The organism is Afipia massiliensis, from assembly GCF_014203115.1.
GTDB lineage: Bacteria > Pseudomonadota > Alphaproteobacteria > Rhizobiales > Xanthobacteraceae > Afipia > Afipia massiliensis.
Genome location: NZ_JACHIJ010000001.1, coordinates 1,009,483 through 1,026,612, shown reverse-complemented (window position 1 = coordinate 1,026,612; position 17,130 = coordinate 1,009,483). Strand labels below are relative to the sequence as shown.

Genomic DNA, 17,130 nt, shown 5'->3' with positions numbered 1-17,130 from the left:
AGGAGAGCCGACATGCATGGAATTGAGGCTGTCGACCCGTTTGTGTTCCGGTTGTCGATTTTCGTTCTCGCGGTTTTCGTCGGCTACTTCGTGGTCTGGTCGGTAACGCCCGCGCTGCACACGCCGCTGATGTCGGTCACCAACGCGATTTCGTCGGTCATCGTGGTCGGCGCGCTGCTGGCGACCGGTGTTGCGCAGGTCGGCAACGACGACGGCCCGCTGTGGGCACGCGCGTTCGGTTTCATCGCGCTGGTTTTTGCGTGCATCAACATATTTGGCGGCTTCCTTGTCACCCAGCGCATGCTGGCGATGTACAAGAAAAAGCAGAAGTGACGGGGCAGGGAACATGAACGCGAATCTCGCAGCGCTGCTCTATCTCGTCGCTGGCGTCCTTTTCATCCTGTCGTTGCGCGGCCTGTCGAGCCCGGCGTCTTCCCGCCAGGGCAACTTCTTCGGCATGATCGGCATGGCGATCGCCATCGTCACCACGCTGGCGGCGCATCCGCCGACCAGCACGACCGGCTGGATCCTCGTGATCCTCGGCATCGCTATCGGCGGCGGCATCGGTGCGGTGATCGCGCGGCGCGTGCCGATGACCTCGATGCCGGAACTGGTCGCAGCGTTCCACTCGCTGGTCGGTATGGCCGCGGTGCTGGTCGCCGCCGGCGCGTTCTATGCGCCCGCCGCGTTCGACATCGGCGCCCGCGGCAGCATCCATGCCTCGAGCCTGATCGAGATGTCGCTCGGCGTCGCCATCGGCGCGCTCACGTTCACCGGCTCGGTGATCGCGTTCCTCAAGCTGAGTGGCCGCATGAGCGGCGCGCCGATCATCCTGCCGGCCCGCCACATCATCAACATCGTGCTCGCGCTGGCGCTGGTGTTCTTCATCTACGGCCTCGTGGTCTCGCAAAGCTCGTTCGACTTCTGGATGATCACCATCATCGCGCTGGTGCTCGGCGCCCTGCTGATCATTCCGATCGGCGGCGCGGACATGCCGGTCGTGATCTCGATGCTCAACTCCTACTCGGGCTGGGCGGCGGCGGGCATCGGCTTCACGCTGGGCAACTCGGCGCTGATCATCACCGGCGCGCTGGTCGGCTCCTCGGGCGCGATCCTGTCCTACATCATGTGCCACGCGATGAACCGCTCCTTCATCTCGGTGATCCTCGGCGGCTTCGGCGGCGACAGCGGCGGTCCGGCCGCGGCGGGCACCGGCGAAGTCAAGCCGGTCAAGCTGGGATCTGCGGACGACGCGGCCTTCATCATGAAGAACGCGCAGAAGGTCATCATCGTGCCGGGCTACGGCATGGCGGTGGCACAGGCGCAGCACGCCCTTCGCGAAATGGCCGACACGCTGAAGAAGGAAGGCGTCGAGGTGAAGTACGCGATTCATCCGGTCGCGGGCCGCATGCCCGGCCACATGAACGTGCTGCTGGCCGAAGCCAACGTGCCCTACGACGAGGTGTTCGAACTCGAGGACATCAACTCGGAGTTCGCGCAGGCCGACGTCGCCTTCGTGATCGGCGCCAACGACGTGACCAACCCGGCGGCGGAAGAAGATCCGAAGTCGCCGATCTACGGCATGCCGGTGCTGAAGGTCTGGAAGGCCGGCACCGTGATGTTCATCAAGCGTTCGCTCGCCTCCGGCTACGCCGGTGTCGACAACCCGCTGTTCTATCGCGACAACACCATGATGCTGCTCGGCGACGCCAAGAAAATGACCGAGAACATCGTCAAGGCGATGTAGGCAACGCCGCCTCAAGAAACTCTATGAGAGTGCGGCGTCGGCTTTATGTCAGCCGACGCCAGTGTGCGTTACGAAGCCGCCATAGTGGTTTGAGGTTCGGCCTTTGTCTGGACCTCTCCTCCCAGGTAGCTGGCTTCGAGGGATGGATCCTCTGCAATAATTCCGGCCGCCCCACTTTTCACGATAGCGCCGGTCTCGAGGAGATAGGCCCTGTCGGCCAGGGCGAGAGCCTGTCCGGCCATCTGGTCCACGACAATGAGCGTCATGCCTTCGACGCGAAGTCTTTCGAATGACGCAAAAAGTTCTTCGACAACAAGCGGCGCCAGGCCAAGCGACGGTTCGTCCAGCATCAGCACTTTCGGCGAGGTCAGCAGGCCACGGGCGACTGCCAGCATTTGCTGTTCGCCGCCGGAGAGCAGACCGGCGCGATGATCGATGCGCTCGTTGAGACGCGGGAAGCGCGTCAGCATGGCTTCGACCTCGGTATCCAGATCGATACCGGTGCGCGCGTAGGCTCCAAGCTGCAGATTTTGCCGGACAGTAAGTTCCGGAAATACCTGCCGTCCTTCCGGCACCAGCACAACACCGATACGAGCCCGTGCATGCGCGGGCAAACTATCGATCCGTTTGCCGGAAAGCTGAATTTCGCCCATTGCACGCGGCGGCTCAAGGCCGGCGATCGAGCGCATCAGCGTGGTCTTGCCAGCACCGTTTGCGCCAAGAACGGCGATCGCCTCGCCGTTGGCAACAACGACATCGACGCCTTCAAGCGCCTGCGACAGACCGTAGAACGCGTCGAGCTTCTTGATCTCGAGCATCGTCTCTTGCCCGGTCTGACGGGCGGCGCGGTGACGTTGTTCGCTGGCAGCGGCGTCGCCAAGATAGGCTTTCCGGACCAGAGGATCATTCCGGATGGCGGCCGGTTCACCGATGGCGATGCGCTTGCCGCCGTCGAGCACGACGATGTGGTCGCTGAGAGACATGATCATAGGCATGTCATGCTCGACAATGATGACCGCGATGCCGAGGTCCGCGATGCGGCGCAGCAGCGTCGTCAGACGTTGCTTGTCACCTTTCGATAAGCCGGCGGCCGGCTCGTCAAGAAGCAAAACCTTCGGTCGCAATGCCAATGCGCGTGCGATCTCGACCAGACGCTTCTCGCCATGCGGCAAGGACTCCGCCGGTCGATCGAGGTCGCCTTCGACGCCTGCGAAGCGCAGCAGCGCTCGCGCGAAATGTTCCGTGTCAGGGTTGCGCAGCGGCGAGACGATGCCGCCGAGCTTGCCCGCTGTTTCTGCCAGAAGCGCATTTTCGATAATGGTGAGAGAACCGAACAATTGCGTGGTCTGGAATGTCCGGGCGACGCCGACGCGGGCGAGGGCGTGCGACGGCATACCGGTCAGGTCGCGATCCCCGAGTTTCACGGTGCCCGAACTGGGGCGATAAAATCCGCAGAGCAGGTTGAGGGCGCTCGTCTTGCCCGCGCCATTGGGGCCGATCACGCTCGTCACATCACCTGGCTTTGCGGTGAACGAGACGTGCTGCACCGCGCGGACGCCACCGAATGAGATCGAGAGATCCGCCACGTCGAGCGGAGGAACGCTGTTGCCTTCCACCCGAAGCCGGGCGTCCGGTTCAGCGACCACGCCTTCTGTCGCGGTTTGCGGTTTTGATGTGGGAATGAATTTTGCGGTGAGCTGTGCGATCAGGCCGGCAATCCCGTTAGGGGCGACGCGCAGCACGGCGAACAGCAGAAGCCCGAAGGCGAGCAAGCGATATTCCGCCAGATCTGACAGAAGTTCCGGCAGCAGCACGATAAGAAGTGCACCGATCACCGGGCCGAGGGCCGATCCGGCCCCACCGATCATGACGCCGAAAAGCAACAAGATCGATTGCAGGAAGGGAAATGAACTCGGGCTGATATACCCCTGAAGCGGAGCGAACAGGGCTCCCGCCAGCGCCATGGCCGCGGCGGAAATGACAAAAGCCATGGTCCGAACGCGAACGAGGTCGATACCGATCGAACGTGTCGCAACCTCGGAATCGCGCGCAGCGCGCATGGCGTAACCCCAGCCGCTGCGCTTAAGCCGATCGAACAGAATGATGCCAGCGAAGACCAGAACGACGCTGGCGATCGCGAGGCCACGTTCCGACAACGGCATACCGAAAATTGTCGGTGGAGCGGTCAGGACGAGGCCGTTGCCGCCGCCGGTGAGATCGCGCCACTCGACGGTGCCATGCTCGACGATGAAGCCGAACGCGATCGTGACCATGGCGAGATACGGTCCCCTGACACGTAGCGCCGGCATGGCGAGAAGGCCGCCGATGATACTGACAAGGACGATGCCTGCTGCGGTGGCTGCCAGATAGGGCCAGCCGGCCTTTTCCATCAGAAGCACCGTTGTGTAGGCGCCGATCGCCATGAAGCCGATATGACCCAGCGAGATCTGCCCAGCCAGTCCGAGCAGAACGTTCAGGCCAATGCAAGCAATCGCCGTCAGAGAAATGGTGGCGATAAGAAAGACCGCGTAGCTATCGGCGATCGCCGTATAGCCAAGGGCGATCGCCAGCACAGCGCCGGCGGCGAGGAGAGATGTGCGGGACATCATACCTTTTTAACTCCAGCGCGGCCGAGCAGCCCGTGAGGCAGAACTACGAGGATGACAATGACGGAAGCAAACGTGATGATCTGGGTGTAGACCGAGCCGAGATAGCTGGTGGCGAACACCTCAATGAGACCAAGACAAAGTCCGGCCAGCATCACGCCCCATGCGCTTCCGAGGCCCCCGATGATCGCGGCGGCAAATGCCTTGATGCCGAACAGCGTCCCCATATCCGAGGAGACGTTGAACAACGGCGCAATCAGCAGTGCCGCGATCCCGGCGAGAACGGCCGACACCGCGTAGCTCGCCGCGATGGCGCGGCTGACGTCGATGCCCATCAGGCGCGCTGCATTTGGATTCTGCACGACCGCCAGCATGGCGACGCCGTGGCGCGTACGGCGGGTGAACAGGTGAAGACCCGTCGCCAGCAGCAGGCCGACCACAGGTATCAGAAGCTGAAGCGGGTAGACGCCAGCTCCTTCGACGATCTGGATCGGTTTCACTGCGAGGATCGATGGAAAGCCACGAGGCTCTTTGCCGAACACAAACAGCATGAGGTTATCGACAATGATGCCGACGGCAACGGTGGCCATCAGCCAGTTGTCCGATCCGCGCTGCACGAACGGACGCACGGCATAGCGTTCGATGATGAGGCCATACAGGGCGCAGATCGCAAGGACAGCCGGAATGCCAAGAGCGCCCGGCCAACCCCACAGAACAAGAAAAAAGTATCCGGCCACGGCGCCCAGGGTCATAGAGCTTCCCTGGGAAAAGTTTACCGTGCCGGATACTGCGTAAGTAACGTGAAAGCCAAGCGCGAGCAGCCCGTACATGCTGCCGAGTGCTAATCCTGTGATAATCGCAGGAAGAATTGACATGTGCGAGCCTGTGCTGGTTGTCGACTAACGAGCCGGTTTACTTTTTCACGAACGGAAGGATGCGGTTGTCCTCGAACCGGGTCCAGATGTAGTCGTTCTCCGTGAGGGCATCGTGCTTTGTCTGTGTGAAGGGCTTCTCGTAGGTCTTGATCAGGCCATCGACACGGTCGATTGCATAGAAGCCATCACGGATCGCTGTCGGGTCGGTCTTGCCGGCTTTCTGGATTGCGCTCGCGATCATCAGGACGGTGTCATAGGCATTGGCAACGCCGACAGCCGGAGTGACATCTGCAGGTCCCTTGATGTCGGGATACTTCGCTTGCAATGCGGCCATCACCTTCTTACCGGCAGGTGAGAGGTCGCCGAAGAAGCTATAGGTCTGCACGAAGATCACGTTCTTGGCGTTGGGGCCTGCGAGCTCGGTGAAACGGCCGCCGGCGGGACCCCAATGGGAGACGATCGGCGGTGCCCAGCCCATGCGGTCAAGCGATTTCACCACCTGTGAAGCCGGACCAACGTTGCCGACCAGGAAGAGCGTGTCGGCTCCGGCCTGCTTCAGCCGCGATAGCTGCGGCACGACATCCACGTCGTTGCCTTCGAACTTCTCGATCCCGGCGGGTTCGGTACCAGCGGCCTTCATTGCCAACTTGAGACCATGCTCGTTCGACTCGCCCCAGGGATTGTTGACGAGAATCAGGCCAGGCTTCTTGGTGTCGTAGGTCTTGCGCGCGAACTGAACGATAGCCTTGTCGACTTCATCGTCCATGGCCGAGACGCGAAATACATAGTTCGAGCTGGCACCATTTTGGGTGATGGCGGTGCCGGCGGCCCATGGCACCACGAAAGGCATCTTGGCGTTGTTGACGAACGGTACAATCGCGAGGGCGACCGGAGTGTCGAGACCGCCGATCAGCGCGGCAACCTTCTCGCGCTGGATCAGTTCGCGCGCTGCGATCAGACCCTTGGCCGGATTGCTTTCGTCGTCGCGGCGAACCAGTTCGAGCGGACGGCCAAGGACGCCGCCTTTCGCATTGATTTCTTCGATGGCGATGGTGGCTCCGCGGGTCAACGCCTCGCCAGCCCGGGCCGATTGCCCCGAAAGGGCAGTGACAAGCCCGATCTTGATCGGGTCTGCAGCCAATGCGCCGGATGAAAACAACAACGCTGTGGAGAAGGCTACGCCGGCCATGTTTCTGAACATGGCCGCACGGCAGAGAAAACGACTCGACAACTTCGAAACCTGCTTCATTCTGGTAACCTCCCGCTAAGGGCTATGCTCTCGGCATCGAGAACAACCTCGCCAGCTTTCCCGTCGGCTCATCTGCTGCAAGCTTGACGGAAGTAAAAACTTTCTTCAACTATAGTTGGAATGTCAAGCGCACATCATCTCGTTGAAGGAGTTTTTGGATGGGCGAGAAACCCGCCACGCAGACAGGCGCGTCGAATACACTGGGCAACGTCGTGAAGTCCGCACCCGACGTTGGAGGCTTCCAGCAAGATGTGGGTAACGTATCGAGGCCGTCCGGCGAGCGATCAGGGCAAACCCTCGAAGTTCCTTCTCACGGGCGTTATGGCTATAGCGCCATCGTCAGCCGACCCGACTTCAACTGGCCCGAAGGCAAGCGCCTTGCGGTCTACATCGGCCTAAATCTTGAGCACTTCGCCTTCGGCGACGGTTTGGGCGCGGAACTTTGCCCCGGCGGGCCGCAGCCGGATGTTCTGAACTATGCATGGCGCGACTACGGTAACCGGGTCGGTGTCTGGCGATTGATTGACCTCTTCGATGAACTGTCACTGCCGGTCTCTGTGCTCGCGAACAGCAGCATCTATGACTACTGTCCGGAGGTGATGGATGCTTTTCGGGCGCGCGGAGCCGAGGTGGTCGGTCACGGTCGGACGAATTCGGAGCGGCAGGGCATATTGCCGCAAGCACAGGAGCGACTGCTGATCGAGGAGTGCACCGAGGTCATCACGCGTGCGGAGGGGCGTCCGCCGGCTGGTTGGCTCGGGCCCTGGATTTCGCAATCGTCGGTTACACCGGATCTGCTGGCCGAGGCTGGCTACAGCTATCTGCTGGACTGGTGCATGGACGACCAGCCCGTATGGTTTTCGACCAGAGATGGCGGGCGCATTCTTTCAGTGCCGTATCCGCAGGAACTTAACGATATTCCCTCTATCGTCGGCCGGAAAGATTCCGGCGAACAGTTCGCGGCGATGATCATCGATACCTTCGAGGAAATGCTGGAGCAGTCAACGAAGCAATCCCTCGTGATGGGAATCGCGCTGCATCCTTATCTCGTGGGGCAGCCTCATCGTCTGCGGCCACTGCGGCGCGCGCTGCAGACTATCGTTGCGAAGCGCAGCGACATCTGGATTACGACGGCTGGAGGCGTCGCGGACTATTGCTGCACGTTGCCGGAAGGGATCATTCCGTCTTGACGCAGCGCTAAGCCGACGGCGCGTTCGCGGCTACATTTTTTTTTGGGGACTTCAATTGACTGAATTCGACACCCTGTTTCGAAATGCACGACTGTCCGATGGACGCGTTGTCGATATCGCCATCAGGAATGGCCGCATCGCCGCGATCACCTCCGATCAGCGCGGTTCCGTGTCGGCGCGTGAAACCTTGGATATCAACCGTCGTCTCGTGCTGCCGGGTCTCGTCGATGGCCACATTCATCTCGACAAGGGCTTCATCGGCGACGAGTGGAAACCCCATCGGCCCTGCACTGCGGGCTTCAATGTCCGCGAACGGGTTGAATTCGAAAAGCAGGAGCTTGCCAAGGCGAAGCCGATTCCCGTGCGCGCCGCGGGTCTGATCGAACTCTGCGTCACGCAGGGAACGACCCATATGCGCAGCCACGTCGATATCGATCCGGAGATCGGATTGCGGAATCTCGAGCAAGTCGTGGCGGTACGCGATGCGCATCGCGACAGGGTGTCGATCCAGATCGTCGCCTTTCCGCAGAGCGGCATCGTGACGGCGCCTGGCACGCGCGAATTGCTCGACGAGGCCGTGCGCAATGGTGCCGATCTTGTCGGAGGCCTCGATCCGGCTGGCTATGATGGCGACATCGCAGGACATCTTGATGCGATCTTCGATATCGCAGGACGTCATGGCGTTGGGATCGACATACATCTGCATGACGGCGATCTGCTCGGTGTCTTCGAAATCGAGGAGATCGCGCGGCGCACCAAGGCGCTCGGGCTTGCCGGCAAGGTAACGATCAGTCACGCCTATGCGCTCGGTCAGGTTTCCCGCGATATCGCGCAGCGGGCGGCAAATCAGCTTGCAGAGGCGGGGGTGTCTATTCTGACGAACGCGCCCGGAGCCCACGCCTTTCCGCCGGTGCTGCTGCTTCATGACGCTGGCGTCAACGTGTTCGCAGGCAACGACAATATTCGGGATTCCTGGTGGCCTTACGGCGACGGCGATCTGCTCGAACGGGCAATGATCGTGGGGTATCGTTCGGGCTTCAATACCGATGCGGAACTCGCGCTTGCTTTCGATATGGTGACGTCGAGCGCAGCGAAAGCGCTCAATATCGATGATTATGGCCTTGTCGAAGGTGGGGCAGCCGATTTCCTCGTGCTCGGCGCGCAGCACATCCAGGAAGCGGTCATTTCCCGGCCGAAGCCGCGCGACGTTTATAAGACGGGCCGTCTGATTGCCAGTAACGGAGCGATGACCGCCGATGGGCGTTGAAACACGTGCCTTGATCGCCGGATGGCCGACGGTGTGGCATGGACGTTCCCGTTATTTGATTGCAATCGGGCCTGTGTGGTAGCTAGCTGTCAAATGCCGCCCGTAAAACGAGGTTTCAGAGGTCGAACGACCCGCCGGAACGGCAACTCATGCTAAAGTCGCCAGATGCTCTCAAAGGCGTTGACCAGGTGCACGGATGAACGAGACGTCAGCAAAGAAGCGTTCGGTACGAAAGAAGCCAGAGGGCAAGCGCAAGCGGGATTCTGCCCTCACCAAGGAATCGATCCTGCAGGCAGCTACTTTTGAGTTCTGCCGGAATGGTCTTGGCGGGGCGCGCGTCGATGCGATTGCCGCGCGCGCAAAGGCCAATATGCGTTTGCTGTATCATTACTTCGGAGACAAGAACGGGCTTTACCTGGCTGCTCTTGAGCACGTCTATACGGAGATCCGGGCTGCTGAACAGCAGCTTAATCTGGACAGCCTCGACCCCGCGACAGCTCTGCAGGAGCTCATCGATTTTACGTTCACGTTTTTTCAGAATCACCAAGACTACATCGCTATGATCAACACCGAGAATCTGCAGCGCGGGAAATACCTTCGTAAATCCCGGAAAATTGCAGCGCTCACCATGCCGCTTGTTTCCAACATCGAGAACATTCTGCGGCGCGGAGCGGCGGCAGGTATTTTCCGCAGCGGGATAGATCCTATCCAGCTCTACGTGACGATTACCGCATTCAGCTACTTCCATGTGTCGAACCGGCACACGCTGTCGTTGATGTTCGACAAGGACCTGAGCGATCCGCAATGGCTCGCTGATCGCCGCATGCACACTCACGATGTCATCGCGACATGGTTGATGGCCCCTGATGCGCTGCGCAAGGACGGCAAAAAAGTGTCCTCGCCGAAGCTCTCGCCTGTGCGTGGCAAAGCGTCCGACTTGGTATAGTTGTTCGACTTTTGCGACCGCGCGCGCAGCGGTCCACTCCTGAGCATGCCCTTGTAATAATTCGCCGGCCGCTTTCGCGGTTGGAGTTGTCATTTGACAACGTTAAGTAAGAGAATTATTACTTTAAGGATGCAGGCGGTTTTCTTGCCGATTTGCGGCGCGGAATCTCGGTATGATGATTGCGGATCGAATACAAACTTCGGAGCGCGCCCTACAGCCCGGGCGAGCTGAAATTCGCCAAGTTCCGGCCATTGGTGAGCTAGGCTTGCTTGCCGAAAAGGTCCTTCAGGTTGAAAGCAACGGCCGGGTTGTCGCTATTTTCGATCGCTCTTTTTACGCTGTGCTCGGCAGCCAGTGGATTTGTGTTGGCCTCCCGCATCTTGGCTCTGGTCCGCTGCACGTCTTGTGCCAGCGTCGGCCACAGTGTTGGCCAACGGTCGGGGCTGCGGTCGCGGTGACTGGCTCGATCCTTGTTATCGACAACAAGCCGTTCGCCACGTTCGATGGCGCCTCCATCTGGAAGCCAGAGCTGGCGCCCGGTTGGACGCGTGCCGGTTTGCGGATCGGGCTCGGCGCTGTTGACGAATTCTGGCGTGTGGGTTCGGTGGAGGAGGGATTGGCAGCGGCGGGTTGTGCGCTACTCCCCGCAAAGCTTACGCCACTTCTCGCAGCCGCTTCAGCAGGAACCGCCGCTCTCGATCGCATCATCATAGATGCGCTCCATGAGCGCACTCCGTCGCCTGCGGACTGTGCGGAGCTTGTCAATCTGATCGGCCTTGGGCCCGGTCTCACTCCGTCCGGCGATGATCTGATCGGGGGCGCGCTGATCGCGCTGGCGGCGCTCGATCTGTTGAATGTGCGGGATTTGCTGTGGCGGATCTGCCGCGAGCATCTTGATCGCACCAACGACATCAGCCGGGTGCATTTGCGGACAGCGGCGCTGGGCTACGGAGCCGCCGCAATGCACGTTGCAATTCACGCCACGATGACAGGAGAGGTGGGTCGTGTTGAGCAGGCTTTGGCCGCGGTATCGGCGATCGGTCACAGCTCGGGCCGCGACGGCTTTGCAGGTGTCTTGATTGCGCTGCGAGCGGTCGAGCGGAACTTTGCCAGCTATAAAGAACGAAGCTCGATTTCCATCGGCACCTAACACAAGCGCATTTGCGCCGCAGGCTTTCCCCAGCCTTGGCTGCTCCGGACTCAGTGTTCGGAGCAGTTCTTGTCTGTGGCGGTGTTTCCGGTGTTTCGGTGTCCCGGGGCCGCAGGATGTCCGTCAGCGCCGCTGCGCGTAACGCTTTGGGCCGCGCAGCAAACGCTCTTGACGATATATAAGTAAAAACATTATTACTTGTTTTTACCTGGAGCGTTTCGATGTTGCAGACAAAAAGAAGCTATCGGGGCATGGTCACGGCGCCGCATCATCTCGCGGCGCAGGCCGGTCTTTCGGTTCTGTCCGATGGCGGCAATGCGATTGAAGCGATGATTGCCTCTGCCGCTGCAATCGCCGTCGTGTATCCGCACATGAACGGCCTCGGCGGAGATAGCTTTTGGCTGATCGGCAAGCCGGGATCGGCGCCAATCGGAATTCAGGCATGCGGGCGCTCCGCGATGGCCGCCGATCGCAACTGGTATCGCGAGCGCGGGTGCGCTGCCATTCCTGGGCGTGGTCCGTTGTCGGCGCTGACGGTTGCAGGCACCGTCGATGGCTGGGAGAAGGCGCAAAATCTCAGCCGCCGGCAGCATGGCGGCCGATTGCCGATGTCGCGGCTTCTGCAGGACGCAATCCGTTACGCGTGGGAAGGTGTGCCTGTTCCGCAGACCCTTCACGAAAACACCAAGAAGAAGCGCCCGGAACTGCAAGATGTGCCGGGCTTCGCCGATGTCTATTTGCCGAACGGCGCTCCACTGGCTGTCGGTTCAAAGCTCCGGCAGCCACGTGTTGCGGACACGCTCGCGCGGCTGTCGCAAGCGGGCCTGTCCGATTTCTATCGCGGTGATCTTGCACGATCGATGGCGGCGGATCTGGAGAAGGCGGGTAGCCCGCTTCGTCTGGCCGATCTCGAACGTCATCAGGCAACCCTGGTGACACCGTTGTCGCTTGATGTGGCCGGTCACAAGGTTTTCAATATGCCGCCGCCAACGCAAGGTCTGGCGTCGCTGCTGATCCTCGGACTTTACGCCCGACGTATCGCCAACGAGGCGGACGGCATCGACCACCTGCACCGGCTGGTCGAATGCACGAAAGCGGCATTCCGTGTTCGCAATCGCCATGTGACGGATCCCGACTACATGGAGCGGGCTGCTGCTGACTTCCTGACGGAAGAAGCGCTCGCAGCTCTCGACGAAACTGTCGCTACAGAACGCGCGGCTCCGTGGCCAGATCCTTCCAAGCAGGGTGACACAGTATGGCTCGCCGCAACCGACCGTAGCGGTCTGAGCGTCAGCTTCATTCAAAGTATCTACTGGGAGTTCGGTTCGGGTGTCATTCTTCCGCAAACCGGCGTGACCTGGCAAAATCGCGGAACCAGCTTCAGCCTTGCCGAGAACGAACAAAACCGGCTTGAGCCATCGCGGCTTCCATTCCACACCATCCAGCCAGCGATGGCCGAACTGAGCGATGGGCGCCTGATGTCCTATGGTACGATGGGCGGAGAGGGGCAGCCGCAAACGCAGGCCGCGATCTTCTCGCGCTACGCACTCCATGGTCAGGATCTCCAGTCGACAGTCACGGCCCCGCGCTGGCTGCTCGGTCGAACGTGGGGCGAGGAAAACAACAATTTGAAAATCGAGTCTCGTTTCGATCCAGGGACAATCGACGCCATGCGCCGCCTCGGACACGATGTTCAGGTGGTGGGGGCGTTCGAGGAGTTCATGGGGCACGCGGGCGCGATCGTGTGGCACCCGGATGGTTTGATGGAGGGCGCAAGCGATCCCCGCAGCGATGGCGTGGTAGCTGCCCGATAGGTTGCGATTTGCGGCGCGAGATCCTCGGGGCTCACTGGAATCTCAGTTCCCCGGGGATCATGCGCGTGCCGGGCTCGTGGTGTTGTCTCGGCGCAGGGTGGCCTGTCGATAGCGACGCGTAGCGCCAGCGCTCTTCTTTTCGTTCCTTCGCTCGCACGTGATCTTTCGGCATTCGTGCAGTGTATTTGCATCCGCAATTGACAAAGTAAAAACTTTCTTACTAATCTCGACCCATCGAAAGAGAGTAAAGGATGACGCTGGTGGCACCCGAAAAAAATACGCCGTACCAGGCCCTGCTGACGGGCGACGTGAAAGTCGTGAACGTCGGGCTTGAGGGCTTCGTGAAGGATCTGCGCGACTGCGACATCGAGGTCGTTCATGTCGACTGGTCGCCGCCCGCTGGCGGTGATCCCGAGATGGCGTCGCTGCTTGCAAAGCTCGGCGTATGAGGGGGCGTCCATGAAACTGATCGAAGAAGCAAACAAGCAGGCCATGGCGCGCATTCTGGAAGGCGAGCCAAAGCTGATCGACATCGTTCCGGCGCGGGATGTGCTCAAGGGCCTAAAGGAGCGCATGGTTCTTCATGCCGGGCCGCCGATCACATGGGACAAGATGTGCGGTCCGATGCGCGGCGCGGTCGCCGGCGCGATCGTTTTTGAGGGCTGGGCGTCCGATCTCGATGCGGCCACCGAACTGGCAGCGAGCGGCGGCATTGAATTCCACCCCAATCACCATTTTGGCGCGGTCGGTCCAATGACCGGCATGACCACCGTGTCGATGCCTCTTTTCGTCGTCGAGAACACCCGGTTCTCCAACCGAGCCTACTGCGCGATTAACGAAGGACTCGGCAAGGTGATGCGCTTCGGCGGGAATGACGCGAGCGTACTCGCCCGTCTCGCCTGGCTGCGTGATGTGTTTGGGCCGGTACTCGCCAAGGCCATCCGGGCGCGCGGCGGCATCGAGTTGAAGTCGATCATCGCGCGCGGTCTCTCGATGGGCGACGAAATGCATCAACGCAATCTTGCCTGCTCCAGCGTGTTTCTCAGAGAAGTTGGGCCATCAATGGCGCGGACATCGACCGATAACGCGGTTCTTGCCGACTGCATCGCCTTCATTGCGCAGAACGATCAGTTCTTTCTTAACATCGCGATGGCGATGGGGAAGGCGATGACCGATCCGGCGAAAGGCATTCGCGGCTCGACGGTCGTCACTGCCATGTGCCGCAACGGCACCGACTTCGGCGTGCGCGTGAGTGGTCTCGGTGATCAGTGGTTCACCGCGCCGGTCGAAATGCCCGAGGGGCTCTATTTCGCGGGTTATTCTGAAAAGGACGCCAATCCCGACATGGGCGACTCCGCCATTGTCGAGACCATTGGTCTCGGTGGCTTCGCCATGGCGGCTTCGCCTGCTGTTGCCGGGTTCATCGGCGCCGGCGCGCCATCATCAGCGGGAAATTTTACCCGGGCAATGGGCGAGATCACCGTGGGACAAAATCCGGAGTGGACGATCGCTGCACTCGATTTTGCGGGCGTTCCGACCGGCATCGACGTGCGGCTGGTGGTTGAAACCGGGCTGGCACCGATCATCAACACCGGTATCGCGCATCGCGAACCCGGAATCGGGCAGGTGGGTGCCGGCGTGGTGAAGGCTCCGATGGCCTGCTTTCAGCAAGCCGTCCGGGCCATTGCGAAAGATCTGGGGGTATCATGAGCGCGTTCGTACTGAATGAGATTCGGAAGGGTTTCTATCTGGATTCAGTCGCGTTGATGCGGCTGTCGCGTGAGATCGCGGTGGCGCCCGGCATTCTTGAAGCCGCGCTGATGATGGGGACGCCGTCGAATTTGGCCATTATGCGTAACGCCGGGCTTCTCGACGGCGAAATCGCGGCGCAAGGCAACGATCTCATCCTTGCGGTCAGGGCCGAAAACGAACAGTCCGCGCGCGCGGCGCTCGGCGACGCGCTCAAGGCGCTCGATAAACCAAAGACCCAGAGTTCGGGAGAGGCCGCATGGCGGCCGCGCAGCATCGGCGCTGCGGTCAAGGCCACCCCTGACGCAAATCTGGCGTTGATATCCGTTCCCGGCGAATTCGCCGCGGCGGAAGCACGCAAGGCGCTCAATCGCGGACTTCACGTGCTGATGTTCAGCGACAACGTCTCGATCGCAGACGAATTGTCGCTCAAGCAGCATGCGCGGGAGTTGGGTCTGCTGATGATGGGGCCGGACTGCGGTACGGCCGTCATCGGCGGTGCGCCCTTGGCATTCGCCAACAAGCTGAAGCGCGGCAAGATCGGAATCATCGGGGCGTCCGGAACCGGCACGCAGGAAGTATCGTGTCTCATCTCCGAAGCGGGCGAGGGAATCTCGCATGCGATCGGCGTAGGCGGGCGTGACCTGAAAAAAGAAATCGGCGGGATTACGACGCTGATGGCGATGGACGCGCTGGACGCCGATCCGGCAACGGATCGCGTCGTGCTGATCTCCAAGCCGCCGCATCCGGATGTTGCGAAGGCCGTGATCGTGCGCATCGCCAGAAGTCCGAAGCCCTACACGGTCTGCTTCATCGGCGCAGTTTCAGCCGATCTGCCGCCGAATGCGAAGTTTGCCCGCACACTCAAGGATGCAGCGGAACTCGCGCTCGGAGGGCGGACCATCGGCGGCAACTTCAACGTCACGAAACTGGCTACACGCTTGCCCAGACGAAAAGGTGAGCGCCGGATCGAAGGCTTGTTTGCGGGAGGAACGCTTTGTGCCGAAGCACAAGTGATTCTCGCGGCCGGCGGACGCCGGGTGGCGTCGAACGCGGCGATCCCAAATGTTCCTTATCTCGATGCGCCGGAGAGCGCGGGCCGAGACCGGATCATCGATCTGGGAGCCGACGAGTATACCCAAGGCCGTCCACATCCGATGATCGACCCGTCGGTGCGCGACGACGCCTTGCGCGCAGCGCTGATCGATCCCGAGGTGGCGGTCATTCTTGTTGATCTCGTGATCGGCTACGGCGCGCATGCTGATCCTGCGGCGCATTTGGCGGAGATCGTGGCAGACCGCGCTGACAATGCGCCCATCATTGTCGCCTCGGTAACCGGCACCGAGCTTGATCGGCAGGTGCGCTCCGCACAGGTCCGGCGTCTGGAAGAGGCAGGCGTTATGGTCGCGCCGTCGAACGCACAGGCATGCGAACTCGTACTGGCCATCGCGACCAATGACATCAAGGTGAACCGCTATGCGAACACTTAATGAAGTTCCGCGCCGTCTCGTGATTGCTATCGGCGGCAACGCCGTTCACCCGGAAGACATCAGCGGCACGTCCGACGAGCAGAAATCCGTCGCGCGGCAAACCGCGGAGGCATTGCTACCGCTTGCCCAGATCGACAATGAACTGGTGATCACGCATGGCAATGGACCTGTGGTCGGCAAGATCATGATGCGTCAGATGCTGACCATGAGCCGCATACCGCCGATGTCGATGGACATTTGCGTGGCGCATAGCCAGGGCGGCATCGGTTATCTCCTGATGCAGGCGATCGAGAACGCGCTGCGGGAAAATGGCAATCAGCGCCATGTCGCGAGTCTTCTGACCCAGGTGGAAGTCGATGCTGATGATCCGGCCTTTCGCAACCCGACCAAATTTGTCGGACCGTTCTTTTCGGAAGAGGAAGCCAAGAATATCAGCAAAGAACTCAACTGGGCGATGCGCGAGGATTCAGGTCGCGGCTGGCGTCATGTTGTGCCGTCGCCGAAGCCGAAGCATGTCTGCGATATTTCGCTGGTCGATGCATTGGTCAAACGCGGCACGATCGTCATTGCCGGCGGCGGTGGCGGCATGCCCGTAATCCGCGATGCGAAGGGCGTGCGCACCGGCGTGCCTGCGGTCATCGACAAGGATCTGACGTCGGCACATATCGCCAACGTGCTCGATATCGATGAACTGCTGATACTGACGGCGGTACCGCGTGTTGCCGTTAATTTCGGAAAGCCCAACCAGAAAGAGCTTACAGAGGTGACGCTCGACGAAATCAAGGCCTATCACCGCGAGGGACATTTCCCGCCCGGAAGTATGGGGCCGAAGGTCGATGCGGCGATCCGCTTTCTAGAAGGCGGCGGCAAGCGTGCAATCATCAGTCATCTCGATCACGCAATGCCCGCGCTTCGCGGCGAGACCGGGACGCACATCGTACAGAACCCATAATTGTTTTCTCGCCCGCAATGCGCGCAGGCTGTCAACTCCGGAGGTGACGAAGAACTCGCTCGTGCATGCAGGCCATTGATCGCGCTTTGGATTTC

The 17,130-nt window shown here is 60.7% G+C and carries 14 protein-coding genes; 11 read left to right on the top strand and 3 right to left on the bottom strand.

Translation table 11 applies throughout. The features are described 5' to 3' along the window. Positions 1-12 precede the first annotated feature (12 nt). The gene (locus tag HNQ36_RS04685) at positions 13-333 is read left to right on the top strand and encodes a proton-translocating transhydrogenase family protein (protein WP_046827661.1); all 321 of its coding nucleotides are present in this window, start codon (positions 13-15) and stop codon (positions 331-333) included. Positions 334-346: 13 nt separating this feature from the next. Then, entirely contained in the window at positions 347-1,747 is a 1,401-nt protein-coding gene (locus HNQ36_RS04680; protein ID WP_184082739.1) for an NAD(P)(+) transhydrogenase (Re/Si-specific) subunit beta, read from the top strand. 68 nt (positions 1,748-1,815) lie between these two features. Here HNQ36_RS04680 and HNQ36_RS04675 read toward each other — a convergent pair whose 3' ends face one another. Genes HNQ36_RS04675 through HNQ36_RS04665 form a run of 3 tightly spaced genes read right to left on the bottom strand, consistent with a single transcriptional unit; the run spans position 1,816 to position 6,417 of the window. Continuing rightward, positions 1,816-4,356, bottom strand: a complete 2,541-nt coding sequence (locus HNQ36_RS04675) for a branched-chain amino acid ABC transporter ATP-binding protein/permease (RefSeq protein ID WP_184082738.1) — start codon at positions 4,354-4,356, stop codon at positions 1,816-1,818. Continuing rightward, positions 4,353-5,228 (bottom strand): branched-chain amino acid ABC transporter permease, encoded by an 876-nt coding sequence (locus tag HNQ36_RS04670; RefSeq protein WP_046829148.1) that lies wholly within the window; start codon positions 5,226-5,228, stop codon positions 4,353-4,355. The genes HNQ36_RS04675 and HNQ36_RS04670 overlap by 4 nt, the downstream gene beginning before the upstream one ends. Positions 5,229-5,265: 37 nt before the next feature. Continuing rightward, complete coding sequence (locus tag HNQ36_RS04665; protein WP_246395255.1) at positions 5,266-6,417, bottom strand: ABC transporter substrate-binding protein; 1,152 nt, start codon at positions 6,415-6,417, stop codon at positions 5,266-5,268. A gap of 218 nt (positions 6,418-6,635) precedes the next feature. Between HNQ36_RS04665 and HNQ36_RS04660 the strand changes: the two genes are divergently transcribed. From HNQ36_RS04660 to arcC, 9 genes are all read left to right on the top strand, one after another. Next, complete coding sequence (locus HNQ36_RS04660) at positions 6,636-7,667, top strand: polysaccharide deacetylase family protein (protein WP_184082736.1); 1,032 nt, start codon at positions 6,636-6,638, stop codon at positions 7,665-7,667. 55 nt (positions 7,668-7,722) lie between these two features. Further along, entirely contained in the window at positions 7,723-8,934 is a 1,212-nt protein-coding gene (locus tag HNQ36_RS04655; RefSeq protein WP_184082735.1) for an amidohydrolase family protein, read from the top strand. Positions 8,935-9,130: 196 nt separating this feature from the next. Next, the gene (locus tag HNQ36_RS04650; protein WP_184082734.1) at positions 9,131-9,880 is read left to right on the top strand and encodes a TetR/AcrR family transcriptional regulator; all 750 of its coding nucleotides are present in this window, start codon (positions 9,131-9,133) and stop codon (positions 9,878-9,880) included. A 172-nt stretch (positions 9,881-10,052) separates the two neighbouring features. After that, positions 10,053-11,030, top strand: a complete 978-nt coding sequence (locus HNQ36_RS04645) for an oxamate carbamoyltransferase subunit AllH family protein (protein WP_184082733.1) — start codon at positions 10,053-10,055, stop codon at positions 11,028-11,030. Between the two features lie 221 nt (positions 11,031-11,251). Further along, on the top strand, positions 11,252-12,844 hold the full coding sequence (locus tag HNQ36_RS04640) for a gamma-glutamyltransferase family protein (RefSeq protein ID WP_184082732.1): 1,593 nt from the start codon (positions 11,252-11,254) through the stop codon (positions 12,842-12,844). Positions 12,845-13,095: 251 nt separating this feature from the next. After that, entirely contained in the window at positions 13,096-13,293 is a 198-nt protein-coding gene (locus HNQ36_RS04635; RefSeq protein WP_046829154.1) for a hypothetical protein, read from the top strand. A gap of 10 nt (positions 13,294-13,303) precedes the next feature. Next, complete coding sequence (locus HNQ36_RS04630) at positions 13,304-14,554, top strand: YlbE family protein (RefSeq protein WP_184082731.1); 1,251 nt, start codon at positions 13,304-13,306, stop codon at positions 14,552-14,554. Further along, entirely contained in the window at positions 14,551-16,083 is a 1,533-nt protein-coding gene (gene fdrA / locus HNQ36_RS04625) for an acyl-CoA synthetase FdrA (RefSeq protein ID WP_184082730.1), read from the top strand. Before HNQ36_RS04630 ends, fdrA begins: the two co-directional genes overlap by 4 nt. Then, positions 16,070-17,035: a carbamate kinase gene (gene arcC, locus HNQ36_RS04620; RefSeq protein WP_184082729.1), complete on the top strand. Its 966-nt coding sequence runs from the start codon at positions 16,070-16,072 to the stop codon at positions 17,033-17,035. The genes fdrA and arcC overlap by 14 nt, the downstream gene beginning before the upstream one ends. Positions 17,036-17,130 lie beyond the last annotated feature (95 nt).

Excerpts from the sequence above, each read along its gene's own strand:
- HNQ36_RS04680 (WP_184082739.1), top strand. The coding sequence starts at position 347 with ATGAACGCGAATCTCGCAGCGCTGCTCTATCTCGTCGCTGGCGTCCTT.
- HNQ36_RS04645 (WP_184082733.1), top strand. The coding sequence starts at position 10,053 with ATGATGATTGCGGATCGAATACAAACTTCGGAGCGCGCCCTACAGCCC.
- HNQ36_RS04650 (WP_184082734.1), top strand. The coding sequence starts at position 9,131 with ATGAACGAGACGTCAGCAAAGAAGCGTTCGGTACGAAAGAAGCCAGAG.
- HNQ36_RS04675 (WP_184082738.1), bottom strand. The coding sequence starts at position 4,356 with ATGATGTCCCGCACATCTCTCCTCGCCGCCGGCGCTGTGCTGGCGATC.
- HNQ36_RS04660 (WP_184082736.1), top strand. The coding sequence starts at position 6,636 with ATGGGCGAGAAACCCGCCACGCAGACAGGCGCGTCGAATACACTGGGC.
- arcC (WP_184082729.1), top strand. The coding sequence starts at position 16,070 with ATGCGAACACTTAATGAAGTTCCGCGCCGTCTCGTGATTGCTATCGGC.
- HNQ36_RS04635 (WP_046829154.1), top strand. The coding sequence starts at position 13,096 with ATGACGCTGGTGGCACCCGAAAAAAATACGCCGTACCAGGCCCTGCTG.
- fdrA (WP_184082730.1), top strand. The coding sequence starts at position 14,551 with ATGAGCGCGTTCGTACTGAATGAGATTCGGAAGGGTTTCTATCTGGAT.
- HNQ36_RS04670 (WP_046829148.1), bottom strand. The coding sequence starts at position 5,228 with ATGTCAATTCTTCCTGCGATTATCACAGGATTAGCACTCGGCAGCATG.
- HNQ36_RS04665 (WP_246395255.1), bottom strand. The coding sequence starts at position 6,417 with ATGGCCGGCGTAGCCTTCTCCACAGCGTTGTTGTTTTCATCCGGCGCA.
- HNQ36_RS04640 (WP_184082732.1), top strand. The coding sequence starts at position 11,252 with ATGTTGCAGACAAAAAGAAGCTATCGGGGCATGGTCACGGCGCCGCAT.
- HNQ36_RS04685 (WP_046827661.1), top strand. The coding sequence starts at position 13 with ATGCATGGAATTGAGGCTGTCGACCCGTTTGTGTTCCGGTTGTCGATT.
- HNQ36_RS04630 (WP_184082731.1), top strand. The coding sequence starts at position 13,304 with ATGAAACTGATCGAAGAAGCAAACAAGCAGGCCATGGCGCGCATTCTG.